Origin of the sequence: Proteus sp. fly-1013, assembly GCF_040140245.1 — a bacterium.
In the GTDB taxonomy this organism is placed as follows: domain Bacteria; phylum Pseudomonadota; class Gammaproteobacteria; order Enterobacterales; family Enterobacteriaceae; genus Proteus; species Proteus mirabilis_B.
On record NZ_JBEEWD010000004.1, the window covers coordinates 1 to 23286 of the forward strand.

A 23286-nucleotide genomic window follows, 5' to 3' on the forward strand; every position below is an offset into this window, starting at 1 on the left:
TTGGAGCGGGAAACGAGACTCGAACTCGCGACCCCAACCTTGGCAAGGTTGTGCTCTACCAACTGAGCTATTCCCGCTTTACCGAACCTGCTGATTTACTTATTTATTTCCGTAAACCGTTGTGCCTTTCGATGCGTTGCATTCTACTGATTTCCTGAATCTAGTCAACACTATATTTGCATCTTTTTGACTGTTCGGTGAATTTTCAGTCATTTCGATCAACCTTCGCGCAAATCTGACCACGCAGCGCTCAAATATTGAAACATTGACCAGAAAGTCAGCACTGTTGCGATATATAATAAAGCGAATCCAAACCACTCTGCTTCAACAGTAGGACGCCATAATAACACAACCAGCGATCCCATTTGTGCGGTCGTCTTCACTTTTCCTATCCAAGAAACTGCAACACTATTACGCTTTCCTAATTCAGCCATCCATTCTCTTAGTGAAGAGATGATAATTTCACGAGCAATCATGGTTGCTGCGGGTAAGGTTATCCACCATTCATGATAGTATTCAGTAATTAAAACAAGTGCTGTTGCAACCATTACTTTATCTGCTACTGGGTCAAGAAAAGCCCCGAAGCGAGTAGTTTGTTTCCATCTACGTGCTAAAAAACCATCAAACCAGTCAGTTGCAGCTGCTACCATAAAAATAATAGCGCAGACTAATGGAGCATCTTTGAATGGTAAATAAAACACCAAAACAAAGAATGGGATTAGTGCGACACGAAATAGAGTTAGCCAAGTTGGGATATTTAGTTGCATAGCGTTCTACACGACCTAGAAAAGTGAGAGTTATTAATATGGTGCATCAATACACTTAGTGTTTCAACGCATTAAAAATTTTTTCTGCTAATGCAGTCGAAATTGTGGGGACTTTCGCAATTTCTTCAACACTTGCGTCTCGCAAAGCTTGTAGCCCTCCCATATATTTCAACAACATTTGACGGCGCTTAGGCCCTACACCTTCAATAGACTCTAACGAGCTGGTATTTTTAACTTTTGCTCTACGTTGACGGTGCCCTGTTATTGCATGACGATGCGATTCGTCACGAATATGTTGGATCAAATGCAACGCAGGTGAATCAGAAGGTAATGCCATTCCTTCACCTTCAGGCACAAAAAACAAGGTTTCAAGCCCTGCTTTACGATCACTCCCTTTTGCGACACCTATTAATTTCGGGTGTGATTTGTCCCAATCAACATCAAGAGAATCAAATACCTCTATTGCTTGTGCTAATTGCCCTTTACCACCATCGATAAAGATAATATCTGGAACCTTAGTCTCTTCTAATGATTTACCATAACGTCGAGTGAGCACTTGATTCATCGCCGCATAATCATCACCAGGAGTAATACCACTGATATTATAGCGCCTATATTCAGATTTTAATGGGCCGTTCATGTCAAATACTACACATGAAGCCACAGTTTGCTCTCCCATAGTGTGACTAATATCAAAACATTCCATTCGTTTTATCTCTTTCATATCAAGAAGAGACATCAACGAGGTATAACGTTGTGAAATTGTCGATTGCTCGACTTGTTTTGAAGCCAATGCTGTTGCTGCGTTTGTTCTCGCCAATTTTAAATAACGAGCTCTATCACCACGCGGTTTTGTTTGAATTTGAATTTTTCGCCCCGCTATTGAAGAAATAGACTCAGAAAGAATGGCTTTATCTTCTAAATCAAAATCGAGCAAGATTTCAGTCGGTAAAGTTCGAATTGCACTACCTTGTAAATAAAACTGACCAATAAAAGTTTGAACAACTTCATCGATTGAGGTATTCGCAGGAACTTTAGGAAAATAACTCCGACTTCCTAACACTTTACCTTGACGGAAAAAGAGGACATAAACACAAGCAATAGCACCATTAAAAGCAACACTGATCACATCAAGATCATCACCAATATTGGCGACAAATTGTTTTTCGGTCACTTGTCTTACGGCTTGGATTTGATCACGAATGCGAGCGGCCTCTTCAAAACGTAATTCTTGGCTGGCTTCTTCCATACGTTTAACCAATCCGTCAATAACTTGCGTATCATCACCTGAAAGGAAAAGTCGCACATAATTAACTTGTTGGGCATATTCTTCATCAGAGACGTAGCCTTTTACACAAGGTGCAAGACAACGACCAATTTGATATTGCAAACAAGGTCTTGAACGATTGCGATAAACACTATCTTCGCATTGACGAATAGGAAACAATTTTTGCATTAATGCCAATGTTTCTCTTACTGCAAAAGAGTTAGGGAAAGGTCCAAAATATTCCCCTTTGGCATGTTTTGCACCACGGTAACTAGCAAGTCTAGGGTGTTTATCACCACTTAAATAAATATAAGGATAGGATTTATCATCGCGTAACAACACATTATAGCGAGGTTGATAACGTTGGATGTAGCTATGTTCAAGCAATAAAGCTTCCGTTTCTGTATGGGTGATCGTGACATCAATATTTGCGATGCACTTCACTAAAGCTTCAGTCTTACGGCTATTTACTTGTGTACGGAAATAGCTTGAAAGCCTTTTTTTCAGATCTTTAGCTTTGCCAACATAGATTACTGTGTCTGTCGCATCGTACATCCGATAAACACCCGGTTTATCAGTGACTCGGCTTAAGAATGCTTTGGCGTCAAATTTGTCTTCCACTTTGTAAATGACTCTCTATCTCAATTAACCCATAGCGTATTGCTATATGTGTTAATTCTACATCACCTGAGATTTTAAGTTTACTAAACATTCGGTAACGATAGCTATTTACCGTTTTTGTATTAATATTCAGCTCACTTGCGATTTGTGAGATTTTTTTTCCTCTAATGATCATCGACATAATCTGCAATTCTCTTTCTGAAAGGTGATGTAACGGATTTAATTCTTGCTGTAATTTTGTTAGTGCGATTTCCATCGCTAACTCTTGGCTTATATACCGTTGACCGATACAAACTTGTCGGATAGCTTGCAGAATATTTTCACAAGAAGTATCAATAACAATAAAACCTTCAATACCCAATTGAAGAAGTGTTATTGATAATATAGAGTCTATTTTTGGTGAAATAACAATGATTTTAATTGATAAAGATGATCGCTTTATTCTTTTTATAGAATCAATTAATGAGAGTGATGGTACTGAATAAATAATAATAAGATTAACCGAAAATTGTCGACAATAACGAAATGCATCACTTTCATCATTCATCACCTTTCGGACATTGATTTTTTTAATCTGACTAAGAAGTGTTTTTATTCCCAAGCTAAATATTTCAACTTGACTTATTATCAATGTATTTATCAATAACACGCTCCTTTTAAATCAAGACATAACAAAAAAACATTAGGTAACTTATCATAAATTTTAAAGAAAACATCATACTATAATAAAAAACAGCAACCCACTTCTTTCTTAGCATTAATTAATATTTATTTAATAAAACCCATTCATAAAAAAAGACTCATATATAAAAGAGTCTTTTAAAATTTAAAAATACAAAAAACCAATAAATAAAATATTATTTATTGAACATATTCATAATATCTTGTTCTGTTAGCATTGGTGTTTTTTCTATAAAATTATAATAAGGAGGTTTGCTATCTATATAAATTTGCATTGTTAGTTTGCTTTCTTTTGCATCAGGGAATAATCCTGCTGATACATAGTAAGTATTGGTTTCTTTTAGATGGTAAAAAAGATGAGAACCACAATGCTTACAAAATGCCCGCTCTCCCCATAAAGATGAATCATAGCGTGTTATATTTTCTTCACCTTCAATCTTCAAATCTGATTTGCAATCAATTGAAAAACCTGGACCACCATTCCAACGCAAACACATACTGCAATGACAAACACTGAGCGCAGATATATCTTGTGCTGTTGATAATTTAACTTTGCCGCATAAACATTGACCTTGATGCATTATGGTTCTCCTTTTCGTAAAATCATGCACTAACCATTTAAGATTATATGCATGATTTAATTACTAAAATAAACACATGGTAAGCTAAAATATTACTTACACATTTGTATTGTTAGTTTGTTTTTTCGGTGGTAATGGTGAGAAATACCCGATTAATAAAATCAGTATTGCAACACCAATAAAGGCCAATGCTCTTAGCAATCCACTACTTAATGATGTATCAATTAGGAAGAGTTTAGCAATAACCACAGCCAACAGTACACCACCAATAAACCATTGTGAGCGTGATTTCTTGCGTGTCGCCATTACCATAGTCACTAATGCTGTAATCGCCCAAATAATGGCTAATACTGTTTGGATCACTTTGGAATTAATGATTGCATAACTCGACCAATCAATATCTGTTGCAAAGACTAACCCTCTTAATAAAATACCGTTTGCCCACCAGAAAATCATCGCAGGAATAATGTAATTTAATAGAGGTAAGTTATTTTGTAATAATGCTTGATACTTAGGTGACTGTTTTATTACTGAAATAAATTTATAGCCAACCCATATTCCAATAACACCCATTAGATCCATCAAGTTAAATAATGGAATATATTTAATTCCACTTTCAGTACCGTTATTAAAGTTTGCAAAGATTAAAGAAAGTGCCAGTAAGCCTAAAACAGGTGAAGTAACTAGCCAATAGGTATTTTGATATTCTTTAATCCAATTAACTCTCATTGCTAGCATATAGCTTATTGCGATAAATAAACTTATAGCAAAAATGACGCTAGCAAAATGTAAGCTCACATAAAGGTACGTAACATCCATTAACCAAATAATTTCAGTTAATAAGAAAATACCAATAAAGACAAGATGCATACCATGGATCAATGCTTTTTTGATCCTTTGCTTCGGCAATAACGTATTTGCTTTAAGCAAATAGAAACCGCTCGCAAAAATTGCAACCCAGATAATCGCACTGAACCAATTATCAATTAGCGAACCTGCAAGATAGATGTACACCAACATAATAAGTGCTGACATCGGCCATAATAAAATAGAGCAACTTGCCAACTCAGAAAATTGGGTTTTCTTACCCGCAAAGAACATGCCCCAACAACTAATAAGAATAAATGCAAAGGTAATGGATTTTACCTCTGGGTAGAGCCAATACTCGCCATATTCTTGTAAAAGTAAAACGCTATATCCCCAACTTACAACCGAGATAAATAGTGTTACATATCCAATAGTTTGACTATCAATATGAGTAAATTTAGCTCGATACCACAGTACTGCGACGGCAAATACAACAATCACTTGTGTTACAATCATTAGCCAATCGCCTAACAAAATAACAGGCATGTTAAATGATAGAACAAAGGAAACCGCAACTAAAATAGTCCCCGCAATAGCAGGTTTCTTTTGTTGCTGTAAAACAGAAAATGCAAGGATCATTACCCCTTCAATTGCCCATACAATTGATGTCCATTCAGCAGAGAATGCAAATGGTACGGCTAAAGTGGCAAAGGTGACAGAGAGCATAAAGAAGGCTATTGCCAGCAATTTACCCTCTTCGCGATAACGTTTAAGTGCAAACCAACTTAGTGCGAAATAAGCTAATCCATAAAGTGATGAAGCAATAGCAACACCATATGGCCATTCTGAGGCTAATCGATGTTGGAAGATAAAACCAATTAACGGCGTACCAAATAGTAATGTGGCATCAAAAGGAATATTAAGTTTCAGTTTATTTTTTAATGTTGAAAGTTCTGTTGCAACACCAAAAATCAACCAATTTGCAATTAAAAATAGCTGGCAAGGTAAATAATCGACATGAGTGTAATTTGGTATTGCCCATATAAAACCAATACCAAAAGTAAAAGCAAAACCAATAAGATTTAATAAACGCCAAACTTGCCAATGGCTGATAATAAGAATACCAATTGAAAGAATAAGATAATAGCTAAACAATGCAATATAATTGCCACTGCCCGTAGACAATAGAACAGGTGCTAAATAACCACCTAATGAAGCTAATACCGCTAAACTAATAGCTCGATGAATAACCGCCAAACTCACACTGACCAAGCAGATAAACACCATAATAGCGAGAGCGATGCCAATAGGAATAAAGTCATAAATTTTAGTCGCAGCAAAAATAGTAATATAAAGCCCACCAATACCGCCACCTTGTAAAATTAATGCATATATCAGGTTTTTCTTTCTAAGCCACCAGCCAATACCTAATAAGGCAAAACACCCTATTCCAGCCATCATTAAACGTGTTGACGCTGAGACAAGCTCATTTTCAATACTGTATTTAAGTAAATAAGACAGACCAAAAAAGAGCAATAACATCCCTATTTTTGCCAGCGGATTTCCTGTTACTACCCAATTCCAAATAAGCCCCAAAATCGATTTTTGTTGACGTTTTGGTCGAGGATTTAAATTAGGTCTATATTGCGATGCAGGTCTATTTACTTGAGGTGTAGCATTCCCTAAATGACCTGTTTCAGATCCCGTAAGGCTAGCACTTGCCACATTCGTGCTATTCTCCACAAGCGACTCTGATGTTGATTCAGAATATGTTTGCTTCGCCTCTTTTTGATAATGACGAGCAAAACGGCTTGTTGCTACCTTAGGTTGATAAGACTCAGGCTCTTTAGGTGTAGGGACTGTTGATATTTCTGGCTTATTAGGTTGTTTGTTTTCAGGGTTAATATCATTAACCATAGAAGATTGAACAACTGGATTTTCTTCTTTAGGAGAAACTTTATTAAATGTCGTTTCTTGTGATGCTTGTGCGCGTTGATATGCTGGCGTTTCTTTATTCTCCGCCATTATTTGCACATGCTCTGTTGTATTAGTAGGGTCAACTGTTTTAGGGTCAACCGTTTTGGGTTGATAAGTTGAAACGGTTGAAACGGTTGAAACGGTTGGTTGAGGCTCTCTTTTTATATCATGAGATAAATCCTTAACTTCGCTTTTCTGAGCATCAAGATCTGTGCGAATATCCGCAGCATTATCTTTATTTAATAACTTAAATAATTTCTCTTGTTGCTCAGAAAACTTTTCTTCAAGCTGTTTAATTCGATGCAACAATGAGTTGCTATTTGTATAAGCGTGGTATTGCCAATACAAAGATACTACGACAAATATTGTAACAATGAGCGCCAAAAAGTCGTCCATAAACCTAATCCTTTTGCATTAAGCATCACATGATTTTGATCTCTTAACCTTAGTTATACTTTAATTTTCACAGATTTATCTTAGTTTATTCCTAAATAACCTATTTCGAGAACTCTTGATTTAAACCTAGCACATAATTTCGAAAAAAAGGTATGATCGATAACCTATCTTAATCTTCCATTTATATCGCAAAACACACTCATAATATGAAATTAAATGACGAACTAACTAATGCTATCGCTTCTGTCACAGAAGCCGCAGCTATTGCAGCAATGCCTTGGATTGGAAAACAAAATAAGAACGCAGCAGACGATGCAGCAGTCAGTGCCATGCGTGAACGTTTAAATAGCCTAAATATCAATGGTGAAATTGTCATTGGTGAAGGTGAAATAGATGAAGCACCTATGCTCTATATTGGTGAGAAAGTCGGTAATGGGAAAGGTGATAAAATAGAAATCGCAGTTGACCCAATTGATGGTACTCGTATGGTAGCAACGGGCGAAAATAATTCCCTAGCAATTTTAGCCGCTGGCTTTGAGGGTAGTTTTTTACAAGCTCCCGATATGTATATGGAAAAATTAATTGTTGGGAAGCAAGCTGCGGGTGTGATTGACCTTAACCATTGTCTCGAATATAACCTTGATGCTATTGCACAAACATTAAATAAATCTATTGAGCAATTAACGCTCGCTATTTTAGATAAACCGCGTCACCACGATATTATTAAAGATCTACGCGCTAAAGGCATTAATGTTATTACACTTCCTGACGGTGATGTTTTAGCCTCTTTATATGCCACAATGCCTAATAACAGTATTGATGTTATGTACGGTATTGGTGGAGCACCTGAAGGCGTTATTAGTGCCGCTATTGCTAAGGCATTGGGCGGAGATATGCAAGCACGCTTAATTACTCGTGATATTGCCAAAGGAAATAGTGCAGAAAATAGAGAATATGCTGTTTCTGAAATTGCTCGTTGTCATAAAATGGGTACTGATGTAAATATCAAACTGTCATTAGACACATTAGTTCGTAACCAAGATGTTATGTTTGCAGCAACCGCAATTACTGCCGGTGATTTCTTATCGGGTGTTAATCAACAAACCCAATACCTACAAACACACTCTTTAGTGATTAATGGATCAACGCATTCATTACGTTATATTGAGAATTACCATTTACGTTAATACCTTAATTTGTCTTTTTTCCTTGAGACATAAAAAAAGCGGCACTCGATTAAAGTGCCGCTAAATTTATTTCAAGGGGTATATTTATTGTTATTTATTCACTTCAGATTTAAGCCAATAAATTGGCTGGATTCTCAACACATAATTTCTTGATAATAGATTTATCAATGCCACGTTGAGCCAATAATGAAAGGAATACATTAGGAACAAAGCCCCAACCATTACCTCCATTTTTTGCCCACATCTGTTTTAAAAACACATCATGGCTTAATACGATTTGGCTACCATAGCCTCTTTCAATTAAGGTTGCGACAGCTTCTACGGTATCCATAACACTTGGTGCTGCCCCTTCTTTAGGGAAAGAGATATCAAGACCAATCATATCGAACTCAAGCCAAACACCACGATCTAGCATTTTGCATTGATAATCAAAATCTTTACCTGATGGATCAGAGTGTGCCAATGAAATCTTAGCGGGATTACATCCCATTTCAGTTAATAGAATATCTAAAACTTCATCACCACGACGTTGCCAACCCGGCATATGAATATTCATCGATGCATGAGGATTACTATTTTGTGCAATAGCAGCCGCTCTTAAGCTATTTTTCTCACCATCTGTAAAGAAAGGAGAAACACCAATTTCACCAATCATACCAGCACGAATATCAGTACCATCGATACCTACATTTAATTCATCATCAATGATTTTTGCCATTGCATCAATATCATCAGCCAGTCGTTCTCCTTCAAACTTCTCAATATAAAGCCCAGAAGAAGCCACAACGTTAATACCTGTTATTTCTGCAACTTGTCTTAGTTTTCTAATATCACGTCCAATAGATGAAGAGCCAGTTGCATCAACAATTGTTCTTCCACCTAACTCTTTGAAGTTATTTAATTCAAAAATAACATCTTCGATTGGTTTTTTATCCATATTATCGCAACAGCAATATGGATCGTATTTAAGTCCCCACTGAATATCTGCACTCACTTTTTTATCAACTAACACATGCGAGAATTCATAAAAAGGTTCATCAACAACACCTGAGAGATCATTAAAGAGGTGTTCATGGGGCAATGTTAACCCCATATCTTCTTTTTTCACGGGGCCAGTTACGGTTTGAATATAACCTTTCATTACGATACTCCTACGCTTTTGCTGACTTAGTGGCTCTGAATTCAGGGATTGTGGTTACAATCGCACCTACTAACGCAAATAATGTACCGATGATTGTCACTAAATAAACAGTATTGCCTAATGAAGGTAATAATAAGTCAATTAATACAGAACCTAATAATTGACCCGCTGTTGAAGCAACACCTAACATCAGTAAGCCTAAACCACGAACTAAAATAGCCATTAATGCGATAGACATGAGTCCTAAAGGACCGCCTAAATACATCCACCAAGTACCTGGTAATTCAAGAGTGATATGACCTAATGCCATACGAACAATAAGAGCAATGGTTAAAACGGTGAAGCCAACGATAAAGTTCCAAGTGATAGACACCATCATAGAACCTGTTGCTTCTGCAACTTTAGAGTTACCTGCTGGCTGCCAACCGGCTAATAAACCTGCAAGGAAAGGTAAGATTGCTAAATAAATAAATGAGGTTGAGTGCCATTGTGGAGAAACCACAAATAAAGTTGCAACAACGGCTAACACTGCACCTAATACACGATATGGCGTGAAGTATTTTTTCTCATCTACGCCAACACCAAAGCGGTCACATAATAGACCTGATAATAAGAGTGCTGAGATTAATGCTGTTTGGAATGTTGCAATCCCTAATGCGCTCGCAGAAGCCCCTTCAGAGAAAACAACCATTGCACCACAAAGACCCGCAAACCAGTTCCATAATGGAATTTTGCGCGTTTTAATTAAACTTGGAATTGAAGCAAATTGCTGGCGATACTGTTTTTTCGACATGATGATAAAAAACATCACCACTAAACCACTGGCAAAAGAGATAACGGCGCTGGCGTTACCATCTTTTAAAACATGCCCTAACTGCCCATTCACCGCAGACTGCATTGGTGATAGCATACCTGCTAACACAGTTGCTAACATCAGCAATGGTGTTGATAAATTTTTTGTACTCATAAGATGTTCCTTTTGGATTATTGGCTATGAGTGATTTCTTTTTTTATTTTTCAAGTAATCGGTTTTTTATTAGCGCAGAGCGGCAACTCTGCGCTTTTTTACTTTTTATGACAGTTATTCTTAATTCAAATTAACGGGCGATTTGTTTAAGAATGTTGACCCACATATCTGCATAATGAGGCCATGCTAAAAACTCTTTGCTACCCCAGTGAGGAGAACAGTCACTCATAAAGCAGCCTGTTTTTCCTTTTTCGAACTGACCAAATACCAGTAATGGATCTTCACCAATATTTAATACCGTTTCTGTATTCTCTTTAGCTGAAACTTTGTTATAGCCAAGGAACATTGGCCACTCACCAAAACCTTTTACTGATGCATGCTCAGCATTCACAGCACTTGCAAATACACCTTCAGGGGCTTCAACGCGATCATCACCATCCAGCATTTCAACAGGCAGAACTTCTGCAAGTAATGTATTTTTGTAGTTTGCTTTAGCTTCAATACCCATAAATGACAGGTAACCACCAATCATTAATAAGCCACCGCCATTAACCACAAATTCTTTAATTAACCCTAATGCGTTAGGAATAACTTTCATGTTATAGAAAGTATCGTTTTGCAGAAGGAACGTATTTGCACCAATGTCACTAATAACAATGACATCGTATTTAGCCAATGCTTCGGCTGTTTGTGGGAATGCAACCTGAACGGTATGAGCAGGCATATAATCAACTTCAACACCCTTTTCTCTTAAGCAACTTAATAAGAACGTCGAACCTTCTTCATATTTGCTGGAAGTGAAACTGTCGTAGCCTTTGGAGTGGATCATATGAATGTGCCATGACTCACCAATAAATAAGATTTTCATTTTTATTCCTCTTTCAAAAAAGATTATTTATTCAGGGGATTGGGTGACAATCTGTGAATATGTTGTTTGATTGATGCGATGCATGACATTAATATCTTCAGGCATTTCTGAAGCATTACTCGTCTCAACAGCTAATGATGAAAAAGCTGATGCATAGCGTAACGCATAAGAAAACTGCTTTCCTTTTGCCAACGAGGCAGCGAGCGCACCATTAAAAGCATCACCTGCCCCTGCTGTATTTTTTACCACTGCCGGATATGCCGGCGAGTAAATATACTTATATCCGTCATAAGCTAACGAACCTTTACTACCTAGCGTAATAACCACCTTATTTACGCCTTGTTGATAAATAGAAACTGCAGCATTTTTTGCAGATTCTAAATCGAGCACTTCTATTCCAGATAATAAACTTGCTTCCGTTTCATTAGGTGTTAATACATCTATCATTGGAAGTAATTCATTAACTATTTTGTTATACGGTGCTGGATTAAGAATAATAGGAATATTATTCTCGTTTCCAATAGCAATAATTTCTTTTAATGCTTCAATATTCGTTTCTAATTGTAGTAAAATGATATCTGCATCAATAATTTTATCTTTCTGTATTTTTACTTCATCAGCAGAAATATCCATATTTGAACCAGAGTAAATAGAAATAATATTCTCTCCACTCTCTTCCGAAACAAAAATAGAAGCTGTTCCTGTTTGGTAATTTTCAGTTTGATATATCGTTGATGTTTTTATTCTTGATGACGATATAAAATTAACTGCATAATCACTAAATTGATCAGTGCCTATCTTAGTAATAAAATGGACCTGCGCATCGGCATAACTCGCAGCCAGTGCTTGGTTACAGCCTTTACCTCCCGGTGAGAAGATAAATTTATTCGATAATAAGGATTCCCCGGCTTCTGGCAATCTAGGAAGATAGCTAATCATATCAACATTAAATGAACCCAGTACGCACACCTTATTTATTGCTGTCTTGTTTGCTAAATCGTTTTTATCAATTTGATCATTACATTCCAAAAATTGTATAATTTCTTTCTTAGCTACTTTGTCTAATGTTTCAAATTCTATAAAAGCGCCACCGTGGCATCTTTTTATAATTCCCTTTTCTGCTAATGTATTTAAATCTGATCGTATTGTTTCTTTGGTAACATCAAGTTCTTTAGCCAAAACAGAAACTTTTACTGCACCATTACCCTTGATCAGATTAATTATTTTCTTATGACGTTCTGCTTTCATTTAATGTTACCTCTATGGCAACAACTTTAGTTTATTAGTTGTTATGGGATTGTGATTACAATCATATGTTATTTATTAAAAGCAAAAAAAAGCAGAAATACAAAAATAAAAAACAAAAATAAACAGAAATAAACAATGATAATCGTAAGATTATTTAATAAATAAATTTGAGGTTTATTCTTTTTTTATAAAAAATAGAATCATTAAATAACGTAACGTTAACTTATTTAGTATAAATAAATTTAATATTAGTTTTTAACTATCCACAGAGAATAATATTAAAATTCCACATGAAAGAATAAAATTTACTTTTATAAATAAGACATTACAAAAAAATCATTTTATATTTCTGTAAAATAACAGTAATAATGCTTAAATAAAATACAATCTAATTGAATCGAGCAATGCATTAATTATTTTTATCATCTTTAATTTTTAGTCCGTATTCACAATAAAGAAATTCTAATCATTAAATACCAAGGAAAACGATACCCACTTACCAAAGAACGCAAATTACTTAAGTAATGCAAAAGCAATGCTTAAAACACACTCAGTTTTCATCTTTCATTTTTGTGATCCAAGTAACATTTAGTTAGATAAAAATGCCATCAACTTTGTCTATTTAGTTCATCTGTAAGTCAATCTTTGAGTTCATATTGTAAATCAAGAATGGTTTTTATCTATTTTCTATACTATCTATAAATATGATTTGTTTTTTTAACCACTTCATTCACAGTAATTACATCCAGAATAAGAATAAATGCAGATAATAACTTCAATAAAAATAAATATATCGATATTTTAAACCTTTTATTTTTGTCAAAAAGTCTTTTCATCAGAAACATTTTGACATACTTCTTTCCTCGCACTTTGCCTATTTTATATTTAAGTTTATTCATATCGTCAGACACAACATAAACTCCTGACAAAAAACACAACGAAAAATAAGGATATGTCAATGAAAATAAAATCACTTATCGCAATCTCATTATTAAGCGCTAGCTTTTCTCTTTTTGCCGCAGAGAGTTCAACATCATCTACCAATATTCAAGCTCAAAGCGTTATTCAGGCTCAAAAAGAGCTGAATGACTATGAGAAAATCATGATAGAAAAAGTCTGGGTAACTACAGATGCGGTCGATGAAAAAGGTAATACAACAAGTTCAGATAATACACAAGTAAGCAATTATTTTGGCATTGCTGAATACTACCCGAATGGCACATTTATTATGTTTACACCAGAAGGTAAACAAAAAATGCAGGGCGACTGGTCAATGTCAGATGATGGTAAATTACGTACCTTAGTTGCCAAAGATACTGAAGGTAAAACACTATTCACCCGAGATGTAGAAAATATCACAGTTAAAAATGACGAGTATACCTATCGTATTTATCCAAATGCTGATGATCGTAATACCTATTTCGATATTATTCATCACGTTAAAAAATAAATTTAGTACGTTGTTTTACCTGCAAATTAACCCCACTCAATAAATAAATAAAAAAGGGTTACTTATTTTTATAAGTAACCCTCACTTTATTTTTATAACTGACTTATCATTTCACCTAGATCCGTCAGATAATTAAAATATGCTCTGAGATTGCCCTTCAATCCAATAAATCACTTTATGTGCTTCTTCTGGTGTAGGTACTTCCAATTTACTCAACATACGTTCCATTACTTTAGCCGGCACAGCTTCATTTCTTGCATTATTTTGCCTCAGCCATTGTGCATAAGGAACTTCAATATAAACCAAGGTGACTTTTGCATTATAACGATAAAACAAAGAGATAAGTTGATCTCGCATTTTTCGCGTAATATTGGTGGCATTCCAAACAAAAGGTTTATGCTCTCGTAAATAAATACGGGCTTGCTCTTTTGCTTGCTGTGCTATCCAACCATTAGCATCCCTATTATCAGGTTTAATATTATGCTGGCGACGGAGATCATCTAAACTCACAATCGGAATATCTGCACAATGTTGGCGAATAAAGGTATCTTTTCCCATACCCGGTAATCCACATAACACCGTAACCTCACTACCCTTTTCAGGATAAGGCTCATAATTACAATCTGTACTATTCTCTGTATAAAAATAGTGAAAACGAGCATTATCTGAAGGGAATGGAGCGACTTTACGCCAACAATTTAGCTCTTCACAATAAAGTGTAAATAATGCAATTTTATCAAAAAGTGCCTGCTCATCTTCACAATCTCGCCCTAAAACATCAGCTTTAGCCAATAATGCCAATAAATAGCAATCTACTCTTAATGATGCAGCAAGCAGTGCTTTTTTAGGGTCAGGTTTATCCATCACCCACAGCGGTAACCCATGAAAACGAACTAAAGCCGCGATCTGCTCTCTATCTGCAAAACTTAAAGGCACTTTTTCATATAGAAAAAGACGCGTTGTTAATTCACCTTTGCGTGCATGACCCGGTGAAACAATCCGTCCCTCTTCTTCTCGTGTTGTAGAACGTTTTTCTACATCATGAAGAAGTGCCGAGATCCATAAAATTTGCTGCTCTCTTTCAGTTAATGTTTTATATTCTGGCAATGATTTAACTGAATTGATTACTCTTTGTGTATGTACCGCCACATCACCTTCTGCATGATGAATAGGATCTTGTATAACACCTGCCATATCACTAATTTCATCATACAGTTCACAAAGGTGTTCCCATGACATTTCAGTGTGTAATTTCTTATGAAGCATCATTGAAACTCCTGTGTTTTTTCCCAAATTAAAGGGGCTCGTCGCCAATTTTTTTTCCAATGAACATCTGTTTTAACATGGTCTTTTCTAACATATTTAAAAACACGATGTGAAAAATCATCTAAAGAAAACGACTGAGCATCTCGTGTAACAATGCCTTCCATTGGGCTTGGTTTTTGCGTTAAAACATCTTGTGATTGAAAAAAACTTGCCTGCTTCGCTTGTGAAACAATCATATTTTCAAAATCATTTTTATCCTGACATTCCGGCAGTTTAATTTCTGGCACAGTTGGCAGATCAAAAAGAGAAGCATAAAACTGCACTTCTTCCCAACTTAGCCATTTATCTTTATAACGAACCGCAAACACATAGAAATATTCTTCTAAGTGTGCATATTCAATAGAATGAATGGCATATAGATTTTCACCGAAAATATCTAACTCACCTAAATCGTTTTTTATCATTAGCCAACGTTGACGCAATTGAGATGTCCACGCTGATTGAGTCGGAGTTGCATGCGAGCGTGCAAAAACACCCATTTTATTTAGGCAATTATTTTCTCCATCCAGTTTTTCTGTATGGATAAGTTGTTTTATTTGGCAAATATCCTGCCACCATTGCGCATTTATACGATCGTCGTTTGTTGTGCCTGGTGAAAAAGGATAGTGATAGGTTCTATCATATTTTTGTGATTGATTATTCATTATTTAATACTCATTAAGTAACAGAAGTTCTACCAAATTTAAAGCGAAATTCGGTAAGTTAATTTTTCTGTATTTGCACTATTCCTTCAGTGCCTCAATGCGTATTACATAACAACGACCTAAATAATCAAAAGAGAGAGGAAAATAAATTTAGACAGATACTACCTGTAAGTTTTCCAAAGAGCTAGAAAATTAATGTTATTTATTTTTTTGGTTAAGACTTATTAAAAAATGACAAAAATAAGCGTTACTGGGGATATTGGATAATATTTTCAGAATTAATCAGATTTTCAGGAAAAATAAGTGGGTTATCTGAAATAAATGGCATATCTAATTTTCGAGTACCAGTAGAAATAGAAACCCCTGCTTTTAACCATGCAGTAGCAACTAGTTCAGTGCAATAAACACCTTGCCCCGGTTGAATACTAAAATTTTCACCTACTCGTTCTAATGCAGTTTGCACCGCAATCTTTCTTGCTTCTTCACTTCCTTTCACTTGGTAAAAGCGAACTGAATTAGGCTTTGCTCGACTAATGAAAAATTCAAGACTATCCACAGTAACACCATCTTTTATATTACTATGTTCACTGGGTGTAGAATGGATCACTTGAATACCATTATCAGAGATCCACAGCATACCTACGTGGCTAAACCCGCTTTTATCAACTTGTTTAATTATCTCACTAATAACTTCATCCCCATCCCGAAAAACTAAATCACCATTTCTTAAGTCATGAGGTAAAGCGAGTGCATAAAATGCACCCGCTAAGAATAAAGCTACAATATTAAATATGCGAACAATCACTTAAAGGCAACTTTCCATTTACCATCAACATTAATCATTTCTTGTGCTTTTGTTTTTTCAACACCATCTTTTAAGACTGTTTTTAATGTCACAATTGCGCTCTTTTTATCTTCGCTATATTCAACGCTAACAATTTCTACCTTGCTTAAACCGCCTTGCTCTTTAACTTGTTTCCCTGTTTCCGCAACAATCATTTTAAATTTGCTATTAAATTGCTCAACTCTTGGATCTTTTTCCATTTCACCTAAATGGATTAATGCTATTGCTTTATCCCCATTTCCTTCTGCAATTGCTTCGACAAATGCAACAGCAGCTTGCCCTGGATCATCTGTTTTATCACCACAAGCTGATAATGCCATAACTGTAAATATTAAAAACAGAGAACCCACAATTTTCTTTAACATAATTCACCATCACCATAAAAAGTTATTTTGACCAAAAAAATCTTATATAAAATATTTCCTATATTAAAATATAAGATAGCAAATACATTATTTAAAATTAATTCAATAAAGAGAGCTAACTTAGCCTTTCCTATCGATAAATTATACGTGATAAAAATAAATTTCGGCATATTTTTATATCACTCGTTATTTGCAGGTAGAGATTAAATGAAGTTTAATTAGTTTTGCAACGTATCATAAAAAGAGTAACTCTAATTATCACAAGGATCTTACTAGTTACACAATGAAAATAATTTATCTTTTATCCTTTATAATCAATAGATAAAGAAAAAGTTATCTCTTTTTAAATCTTTAACTTTCTTTTTAAGAAGATAATTAAGGGCAAACATTAATAAGAATAAATTTTATTACTTTTATAATAACCCTAAAATAAAATTATTCTCTATTTATTGCTGTAACTACTTTAATTTTTGCTAAATATAATGCATTTCACCTTAATTTATCTAATTAACAAACATCATTTAAATTAATATTTCATAGAAAGTATCAATTTAATATTACAAATAACAACATTACAACAATCAAACAGACTAAAAAACAATTCTATTTGTTTTCACAATATGTCATCACGTATTATTGCCTAATATTTAGGTGATTTGCCTATAACACATTACGAAAAAATACAAATAAACACTAGAAAAATTGTGATCACATACACCTTTTTGCATCATTAATGCTATTTAAGACAAATAGAAACTGCTTTTTTATCAACAAATAGGTAATCTAGCGGTCTGATTTCGATGACCAAACATGAATAGTTAAAAGGATATTTTATGTTTACTTCACAGCTCATGCTGGTCGGTTATGTGTTGTTGGTAAGTCCTTGTGGAAATGATTCTTGTGATGCAGTTCCTGTTACAGAAACAATTTATACTAAAGATGAATGCACAACACGACTTAACTACTTAAAACAAAAAAGACCGGACCTTATTATTTTCTGTGGAGAAGTCTTGAGAGATCCTGAAGTTACTGATGAAAACCCTTATCTCACCCCACCAGATAGTGCAGATGACGTTTTCAAAATTAAATAATTAATTTATTCTTAATTTTATGATTAAGATAAAATACAATTTAATTTGTTTTCTTTTTACGATATACTCTTTGTACTTGAATATGTAAGGACACGTATTAGGAGTCACTAATGTCTATTGCGAAACGTACCAAAGATAAACGCATTGCGTTAGGTTTAACACAATCAGAACTTGCTACTTTAGCGAGTACAACACAGCAATCCATAGAACAGCTAGAAAGTGGTAAAACTAAACGTCCCCGTTTTTTACCTGAATTAGCAAAAGCACTAAATTGTGATTTAGCTTGGCTACTTGAAGGTGAAGAACAAACCAATGCGAATTCTGAAATTCCACCAGAGAATGAATGGCAACCAGTGAGTGAATGGGATAGTAATACCCCTTTAGGTGCTGATGAAGTGGAAATTCCCTATTTTAAAAGTATCGAACTCGCAGCAGGTGACGGTTGTTGTACTAACGAAGATCATAATGGATATAAATTGAGATTTTCAAAAAGCACATTACGCCGTTATGGCGCATCTTCTCAGAACGTTATTTGCTTTTCTGTTTATGGCGATAGTATGTCACCTGTTATTCCAAATGGTTCAACGGTCACTGTCGATACAGGTAACACACGTATTGTTGATGGTGGTATTTATGCTATCGAACAAGATGCCTTGTTTAGAATAAAACTGCTCTATCGTCAACCGGGCGGTAAATTGATTATACGTAGCTATAATAAAGACGAATTTCCTGATGAATCAGCAGAAACTGATTCTGTAAAAATTATGGGTCGCATTATTCATTGGTCAGTAATGGCTTGGTAATCAATAAGTAAGACAATAATTTCATAGTATTGAGTTTTCAGTAACAACTTGTCCTTTAGACAATAAAACCGTTTTATCTGCTAACGCTCTGATTTCACGAGGCTCATGAGTAACCATGATCATCGTTATTTCCTTAGATTTTAAGGAATCAATTAAATCCCAAAGCTGATAACGTGTTTCCCAATCCAAACTCGAAAAAGGTTCATCCAGTAGTAAAAGTTTGGGTTGGCTAATAAGAGCTCTCGCCAATGCAACGCGCTGTTGCTCTCCTCCTGAAATTTGATGAGGATAACGTGTAGCGAGATGTGCAATTCCCATTTGCTCTAATATCGCCTTTTCTCTCTCCTTGCTTCGTTTCTGTTTTGCACCATATTGCGCTAACCATAAATTTTGTGTCACTGTCATAAACGGAAATAAATATAGCCGTTGATTTAAATATCGACAAGAACGTAACCACACTGGCTGTTCATTGATATTTTTATCTGCAAGGTAGATATCGCCAGAGTATGAAGTATATCCAGCAATTGCATTTAAAAGCGTTGTTTTACCACTTCCAGATGTGCCACTTATTCCTAAACATGTTCCTTTTTCTACGTTCAGCGAAACATCCTTTAATATGCCCGTTGTTAATGAACGAATTTCTAACATGATCTTTTCCTTTCTCGCTGCAAACGATGTAACGCAAATAATAAAGTAATCGCGATAGCGATAAGAACAAGAGCACAACCTATCGCCAGAGTGAAGTCTCCGCTAGCGATATTTAAATAAATTGCCATAGGTAACGTTTCTGTTTTTAATCTTGTTGCACCAGCTAACATTAACGTAGCGCCAAATTCACCTAAGGCTCGAGAAAACGCAATAATACTTCCACTCATTAAAGCAGGCCAACACAGTGGGATCTCTATCAGAAAAAATGTTTTTGTTGGCGTTAATCCTAGATTTTGTGCAGTTTGAATATAAGCAGGATCAACAGACTTAAAAGCAGAGAGACTATTTCTCATAATAATCGCACTAGCGACATAAGTTTGAGCAATAATAATACCTAGTGGTGAAAAAAGAGAGCGAGATAACTCAGGAAAAACTCCTGTTAAAGGCCCCTGATTTCCTAACAATAATAATAATCCGATACCAATAACTAATGGAGGAGTCACCAAGGGTAAATCTAATAATGCATCAATAAAACGATGTCCTCTAAAAGGAATTCTTGCCATCGCCCATGCAGCAGGCACACCTAGGATAATAGCCAGACATAAAGAAGTTAACGCTGTACTAAGTGACATACCAATAGCAAAATGGAATTCAGGATCGGTAATAACTTGCCTTAATTCAACATAAGAAAGCTGACATATTAATGCAATGAGCGATCCTAAGATCAGAAATAACAATAAAAAAAGTGGAATTAATGCCCATCGAAACACGTTATTTCCTTTTTTAAGATAGATATTTATTTTGCTGTAATAATGAAAAAAGCCACCAGTGAGTTGGTGGCGAAAAAACACAATTTATGTGAGAAAAAAATCTATGGTTTCGAAATTACAGGAAGAAAACCATAATCAGTAAAAGCCTTTATCCCTTCAGCTCGAGTAAAATAATCAGCAAGTAATTGTGCTTCTTTTGGATTTGCTGATGTTTTTAAAACAGCAAGTGTTGCCACTTCTTCTGGACTGCCTTCAGGAACTGGAAGTAAAACAAGTTTATCTTGGTTTTTCATTGCATCTGCATATCCAATAATGGCGGCATCCACTTCCCCATTTAATAAATACATAAGCAATTGTTTAATCGTTGCAGTGCGCACAACAACTTTATCACGTAATTTATCACCTTGACCTGATGCATCAATGAGTTGATCGCCACTTTTGCCTAATGCGATAGCTTTAGCATCACCCATTCCTAGTTTTAATGAACTATTCGCCAGATCTTCTAGTGTTTTAATATCACCCACTTTATCTTTACGCACAGCAATAACTGGAATATGACGAACAATAGAATATTGATTAACAACTTGCCCTTCTTTATCTAACTTTTCCACATAATCTTGTGAACCAGGAAAGAATAAATCTCCCTGCTTAGTTAAATTAAAGCGAGTTAATATTTGACCTGAACCGCCATATTCAATAGTGACTTTATTTCCAGTCTCTTTTTCAAATACACTTACAACTTGCTCTACGGGTTGTTTTAACCCAGCTCCTGCATAAAGGTGAAGCTCTGCAGCAAATGTATTATGACAAATTAGTCCTAATGCTAGTCCCAAACCAGCAAGCAATTGGCGTTTCATAAAGTGGTGATCCTAATTATCGTTATATAATTTTTTATATAATGAATGATATAACTGTTTAAGGCAAGAGGCGCATATAAAAAAAGAGAAAAATGTTAACAACTTATCATTTTTATCTTTTTCTTTATGTGTAAGCTCTACAAAAGAAACTGATCAAAATAAATGCTTTAAATATTTTATTTTTATCAGAGATAGATAGATCTTAAAATAGTGTTTTTCCGACAAATCCTCGCTTTCACGAGGATTTTATGACTAATTATCTAACTCTAATAATGCCAGCGCAGTCACTTCATCAATCACAATATCAGTGGCATAACCTCCTTTTATCGCCCCTATTGTTGCCTGAATATTTTCCACACCACCAGCAATAAAAAGTCGCTGTGTTATTTGTCTTAATTGAGCAAGGCTTATTCCCATTATTCTGAGGTCAATATCAGAAACCAAAGGATTACCTTGCGCATCATAAAAACGCCCGCAAATTACGCCCACAGCACCCAAATCACGATATTGAGCCATCTCACTGCTCGTTAAAACCCCTGTTGTTACCAGAGGATTGTCATCACATGTATTACCCACAACAAACAGAGCTTTATTACACTGATTTAGCGCTGAAAAATTACGTCTAATAATAGGCTCCGCTTGAAGTTCCATTGCTAGGCGTGCGCTAGACACCACCGCAGGTACATGCAAATTAATACTGCACCCTGATAACTTGTTTGCGATTAACGCAGCTGCTTCGGTTGTTTTAAAATCAGGCTGTGGCGCTACTGCACCTATCATTTGTAGTACTGTGATGTTTTTTAATGATTTGGGTGGAAGGTAATTGCCTAACTTATAAATTGTTCGTCCCCAAGCAACACCTAAAATATCATCGTCATTAATTATCTGAGAAAGATACATCGCTCCTGCTTTCGCTAATCTTTCTCTGTTCATATTTAAAGTGTGTTGCGATTTATTCTTTTCTTCATCAGGTAAAATAAGCACATTATTAAGATCGAATTTTGCTTTTATTCTTATGGCATAATCAATCGTAGAAAATACTGATGAATCCAAGTTAATATTTACGAATCCTTTTTCTCTAGCTAGATGCAAATATTTCACTACAGTGACACGAGAAACACCCATTATATTTGCAACTTCACTTTGGCTGAGTCCGTCCTGATAGTAAAGCCATGCAGCATAGAGAACGGGATCATTATCAAATAAACTCGCGTTTTTTAGCGAATTATTATCCATTTTAAACCCCACAAATTTTTATAAATCTTATGACTAATTAGTTTATTTTATATTAGAGATATTATTGAAGATAAAAATACCGTTGGAAAAATTAAGCCTTATAACACAAATAGATACATTTCATTAATCTACCAATAATATCGGCACCCTGATATTTTTCTTTACTACAAGAACCTTATAATACGTAAAAAGCCCTTAATAATGCCGTAAACAGTTCGTATCGAGAAAGTTTTTTTTGAAAATACTGTTTTATTTCGCTAAAAATAAAAATATTAGCTTTAAGTTTTAAAAAGTTTTATTTTGATAAAATTAAAATCACCCAACCTTATTGTTACTATGAAAAATTAAATTAATTTTAAAAGGAAAAATAATGATAATTGCATACTCAACAGCACCAAATGAAACAATCGCTAATGAAATTGCTCACTACCTCATCAATGCGAAACTTGCTGCTTGTGTAAATTTAATACCAAAAGTTAAATCTATTTATCGTTGGAATAATGAAATTATTGAAGATAATGAGATACTTATGATGATAAAATCCGAAAAGAGCAAACAGCAAAACTTAATTGATACTCTTGTCGAAATACACCCTTATGATACTCCTGAAGTCATTATAATACCGATTGAAAATGGTTTTAAAGGTTATCTTAATTGGATCCATACATCATTAAATTAAAGCTATGTTAAATTTTTAGTGAGATCTTTTTTCTAATGTTTTTTCAAAAAAATGATAATAAATTG

At 34.9% G+C, this 23286-nt stretch carries 22 protein-coding genes and 1 tRNA gene; 5 read left to right on the top strand and 18 right to left on the bottom strand.

All coding sequences use genetic code 11. The annotated features are described in order from the left end of the window. Position 1: 1 nt before the first annotated feature. The 6 genes from ABN236_RS08680 to ABN236_RS08705 all read right to left on the bottom strand — a co-directional run bounded on the left by ABN236_RS08680 (position 2) and on the right by ABN236_RS08705 (position 7097). A tRNA-Gly gene (locus ABN236_RS08680) sits at positions 2 to 77 on the bottom strand. Positions 78 to 218: 141 nt separating this feature from the next. Beyond that, positions 219 to 767 carry a CDP-diacylglycerol--glycerol-3-phosphate 3-phosphatidyltransferase gene (pgsA, locus tag ABN236_RS08685; RefSeq protein ID WP_075674025.1) on the bottom strand — a complete coding sequence of 183 codons (549 nt, stop codon included), beginning with the start codon at positions 765 to 767 and terminating at the stop codon, positions 219 to 221. A 55-nt stretch (positions 768 to 822) separates the two neighbouring features. Next, positions 823 to 2655, bottom strand: a complete 1833-nt coding sequence (gene uvrC, locus ABN236_RS08690; protein WP_088495340.1) for an excinuclease ABC subunit UvrC — start codon at positions 2653 to 2655, stop codon at positions 823 to 825. Beyond that, on the bottom strand, positions 2639 to 3202 hold the full coding sequence (locus ABN236_RS08695) for a LuxR C-terminal-related transcriptional regulator (protein WP_349473814.1): 564 nt from the start codon (positions 3200 to 3202) through the stop codon (positions 2639 to 2641). Before ABN236_RS08695 ends, uvrC begins: the two co-directional genes overlap by 17 nt. A 310-nt stretch (positions 3203 to 3512) precedes the next feature. Further along, a complete protein-coding gene (locus ABN236_RS08700; protein ID WP_349473815.1) occupies positions 3513 to 3917 on the bottom strand; it encodes a GFA family protein in 405 nt (134 codons plus the stop codon). Between the two features lie 96 nt (positions 3918 to 4013). Next, positions 4014 to 7097, bottom strand: a complete 3084-nt coding sequence (locus ABN236_RS08705; RefSeq protein WP_349473816.1) for a DUF2339 domain-containing protein — start codon at positions 7095 to 7097, stop codon at positions 4014 to 4016. A gap of 206 nt (positions 7098 to 7303) precedes the next feature. Here ABN236_RS08705 and glpX point away from each other — a divergent pair, with 206 nt between their 5' ends. Then, on the top strand, positions 7304 to 8284 hold the full coding sequence (glpX, locus tag ABN236_RS08710) for a class II fructose-bisphosphatase (protein WP_088495336.1): 981 nt from the start codon (positions 7304 to 7306) through the stop codon (positions 8282 to 8284). A 109-nt stretch (positions 8285 to 8393) separates the two neighbouring features. On the opposite strand, the gene ABN236_RS08715 is transcribed toward glpX, so the two are convergent. From ABN236_RS08715 to ABN236_RS08730, 4 genes are all read right to left on the bottom strand, one after another. Continuing rightward, positions 8394 to 9425, bottom strand: coding sequence for a methylphosphonate esterase (locus tag ABN236_RS08715; protein ID WP_194950660.1), 1032 nt, complete (start codon positions 9423 to 9425; stop codon positions 8394 to 8396). A gap of 10 nt (positions 9426 to 9435) precedes the next feature. Beyond that, positions 9436 to 10392 (bottom strand): DMT family transporter, encoded by a 957-nt coding sequence (locus ABN236_RS08720; RefSeq protein WP_075674018.1) that lies wholly within the window; start codon positions 10390 to 10392, stop codon positions 9436 to 9438. Positions 10393 to 10522: 130 nt separating this feature from the next. Continuing rightward, a complete protein-coding gene (locus tag ABN236_RS08725; RefSeq protein ID WP_006532984.1) occupies positions 10523 to 11260 on the bottom strand; it encodes a glutamine amidotransferase in 738 nt (245 codons plus the stop codon). A 27-nt stretch (positions 11261 to 11287) separates the two neighbouring features. Then, positions 11288 to 12508 carry a PfkB family carbohydrate kinase gene (locus ABN236_RS08730; RefSeq protein WP_023581937.1) on the bottom strand — a complete coding sequence of 407 codons (1221 nt, stop codon included), beginning with the start codon at positions 12506 to 12508 and terminating at the stop codon, positions 11288 to 11290. A 958-nt stretch (positions 12509 to 13466) separates the two neighbouring features. Between ABN236_RS08730 and ABN236_RS08735 the strand changes: the two genes are divergently transcribed. Next, the gene (locus tag ABN236_RS08735; protein ID WP_349473817.1) at positions 13467 to 13958 is read left to right on the top strand and encodes a DUF4822 domain-containing protein; all 492 of its coding nucleotides are present in this window, start codon (positions 13467 to 13469) and stop codon (positions 13956 to 13958) included. Positions 13959 to 14090: 132 nt separating this feature from the next. Here the strand turns inward: ABN236_RS08735 and ABN236_RS08740 are convergent, their stop codons facing one another. From ABN236_RS08740 to ABN236_RS08755, 4 genes are all read right to left on the bottom strand, one after another. Beyond that, entirely contained in the window at positions 14091 to 15227 is a 1137-nt protein-coding gene (locus ABN236_RS08740) for an AAA family ATPase (protein WP_349473818.1), read from the bottom strand. Further along, the gene (locus ABN236_RS08745) at positions 15224 to 15928 is read right to left on the bottom strand and encodes an RNA ligase family protein (protein ID WP_349473819.1); all 705 of its coding nucleotides are present in this window, start codon (positions 15926 to 15928) and stop codon (positions 15224 to 15226) included. The genes ABN236_RS08740 and ABN236_RS08745 overlap by 4 nt, the downstream gene beginning before the upstream one ends. 247 nt (positions 15929 to 16175) lie before the next feature. Further along, the gene (locus ABN236_RS08750) at positions 16176 to 16733 is read right to left on the bottom strand and encodes a YiiX/YebB-like N1pC/P60 family cysteine hydrolase (protein ID WP_349473820.1); all 558 of its coding nucleotides are present in this window, start codon (positions 16731 to 16733) and stop codon (positions 16176 to 16178) included. After that, complete coding sequence (locus ABN236_RS08755; RefSeq protein ID WP_349473821.1) at positions 16730 to 17137, bottom strand: DUF4878 domain-containing protein; 408 nt, start codon at positions 17135 to 17137, stop codon at positions 16730 to 16732. The genes ABN236_RS08750 and ABN236_RS08755 overlap by 4 nt, the downstream gene beginning before the upstream one ends. Before the next feature lie 833 nt (positions 17138 to 17970). On the opposite strand from ABN236_RS08755, the gene ABN236_RS08760 reads away from it, so the two are divergent. Both ABN236_RS08760 and ABN236_RS08765 read left to right on the top strand, forming a co-directional pair. Next, positions 17971 to 18228 (top strand): hypothetical protein, encoded by a 258-nt coding sequence (locus ABN236_RS08760; RefSeq protein WP_006532995.1) that lies wholly within the window; start codon positions 17971 to 17973, stop codon positions 18226 to 18228. A gap of 110 nt (positions 18229 to 18338) precedes the next feature. Further along, the gene (locus ABN236_RS08765; protein ID WP_088495331.1) at positions 18339 to 19031 is read left to right on the top strand and encodes an XRE family transcriptional regulator; all 693 of its coding nucleotides are present in this window, start codon (positions 18339 to 18341) and stop codon (positions 19029 to 19031) included. Positions 19032 to 19052: 21 nt separating this feature from the next. On the opposite strand, the gene ABN236_RS08770 is transcribed toward ABN236_RS08765, so the two are convergent. The 4 genes from ABN236_RS08770 to ABN236_RS08785 all read right to left on the bottom strand — a co-directional run bounded on the left by ABN236_RS08770 (position 19053) and on the right by ABN236_RS08785 (position 22542). Further along, entirely contained in the window at positions 19053 to 19679 is a 627-nt protein-coding gene (locus ABN236_RS08770) for an ABC transporter ATP-binding protein (protein WP_088495330.1), read from the bottom strand. Then, positions 19673 to 20449, bottom strand: coding sequence for an ABC transporter permease (locus ABN236_RS08775; RefSeq protein WP_349473822.1), 777 nt, complete (start codon positions 20447 to 20449; stop codon positions 19673 to 19675). The genes ABN236_RS08770 and ABN236_RS08775 overlap by 7 nt, the downstream gene beginning before the upstream one ends. Before the next feature lie 101 nt (positions 20450 to 20550). Then, positions 20551 to 21306 (bottom strand): molybdate ABC transporter substrate-binding protein, encoded by a 756-nt coding sequence (modA, locus tag ABN236_RS08780; RefSeq protein ID WP_349473823.1) that lies wholly within the window; start codon positions 21304 to 21306, stop codon positions 20551 to 20553. 252 nt (positions 21307 to 21558) lie between these two features. Beyond that, positions 21559 to 22542 (bottom strand): sugar-binding transcriptional regulator, encoded by a 984-nt coding sequence (locus ABN236_RS08785; RefSeq protein ID WP_075674265.1) that lies wholly within the window; start codon positions 22540 to 22542, stop codon positions 21559 to 21561. Positions 22543 to 22912: 370 nt separating this feature from the next. On the opposite strand from ABN236_RS08785, the gene cutA reads away from it, so the two are divergent. Then, on the top strand, positions 22913 to 23221 hold the full coding sequence (cutA, locus tag ABN236_RS08790; protein WP_349473824.1) for a divalent-cation tolerance protein CutA: 309 nt from the start codon (positions 22913 to 22915) through the stop codon (positions 23219 to 23221). Positions 23222 to 23286 lie beyond the last annotated feature (65 nt).

Bases quoted from the DNA above. Each gene is read 5' to 3' on its own strand.
- ABN236_RS08700 (WP_349473815.1), bottom strand. From the start codon at position 3,917: ATGCATCAAGGTCAATGTTTATGCGGCAAAGTTAAATTATCAACAGCA.
- ABN236_RS08705 (WP_349473816.1), bottom strand. From the start codon at position 7,097: ATGGACGACTTTTTGGCGCTCATTGTTACAATATTTGTCGTAGTATCT.
- ABN236_RS08740 (WP_349473818.1), bottom strand. From the start codon at position 15,227: ATGATGCTTCATAAGAAATTACACACTGAAATGTCATGGGAACACCTT.
- ABN236_RS08720 (WP_075674018.1), bottom strand. From the start codon at position 10,392: ATGAGTACAAAAAATTTATCAACACCATTGCTGATGTTAGCAACTGTG.
- ABN236_RS08725 (WP_006532984.1), bottom strand. From the start codon at position 11,260: ATGAAAATCTTATTTATTGGTGAGTCATGGCACATTCATATGATCCAC.
- ABN236_RS08760 (WP_006532995.1), top strand. From the start codon at position 17,971: ATGTTTACTTCACAGCTCATGCTGGTCGGTTATGTGTTGTTGGTAAGT.
- ABN236_RS08785 (WP_075674265.1), bottom strand. From the start codon at position 22,542: ATGGATAATAATTCGCTAAAAAACGCGAGTTTATTTGATAATGATCCC.
- ABN236_RS08730 (WP_023581937.1), bottom strand. From the start codon at position 12,508: ATGAAAGCAGAACGTCATAAGAAAATAATTAATCTGATCAAGGGTAAT.
- pgsA (WP_075674025.1), bottom strand. From the start codon at position 767: ATGCAACTAAATATCCCAACTTGGCTAACTCTATTTCGTGTCGCACTA.
- cutA (WP_349473824.1), top strand. From the start codon at position 22,913: ATGATAATTGCATACTCAACAGCACCAAATGAAACAATCGCTAATGAA.
- ABN236_RS08770 (WP_088495330.1), bottom strand. From the start codon at position 19,679: ATGTTAGAAATTCGTTCATTAACAACGGGCATATTAAAGGATGTTTCG.
- ABN236_RS08695 (WP_349473814.1), bottom strand. From the start codon at position 3,202: ATGAATGATGAAAGTGATGCATTTCGTTATTGTCGACAATTTTCGGTT.
- ABN236_RS08745 (WP_349473819.1), bottom strand. From the start codon at position 15,928: ATGAATAATCAATCACAAAAATATGATAGAACCTATCACTATCCTTTT.
- ABN236_RS08755 (WP_349473821.1), bottom strand. From the start codon at position 17,137: ATGTTAAAGAAAATTGTGGGTTCTCTGTTTTTAATATTTACAGTTATG.
- modA (WP_349473823.1), bottom strand. From the start codon at position 21,306: ATGAAACGCCAATTGCTTGCTGGTTTGGGACTAGCATTAGGACTAATT.
- ABN236_RS08735 (WP_349473817.1), top strand. From the start codon at position 13,467: ATGAAAATAAAATCACTTATCGCAATCTCATTATTAAGCGCTAGCTTT.
- ABN236_RS08715 (WP_194950660.1), bottom strand. From the start codon at position 9,425: ATGAAAGGTTATATTCAAACCGTAACTGGCCCCGTGAAAAAAGAAGAT.
- ABN236_RS08765 (WP_088495331.1), top strand. From the start codon at position 18,339: ATGTCTATTGCGAAACGTACCAAAGATAAACGCATTGCGTTAGGTTTA.
- glpX (WP_088495336.1), top strand. From the start codon at position 7,304: ATGAAATTAAATGACGAACTAACTAATGCTATCGCTTCTGTCACAGAA.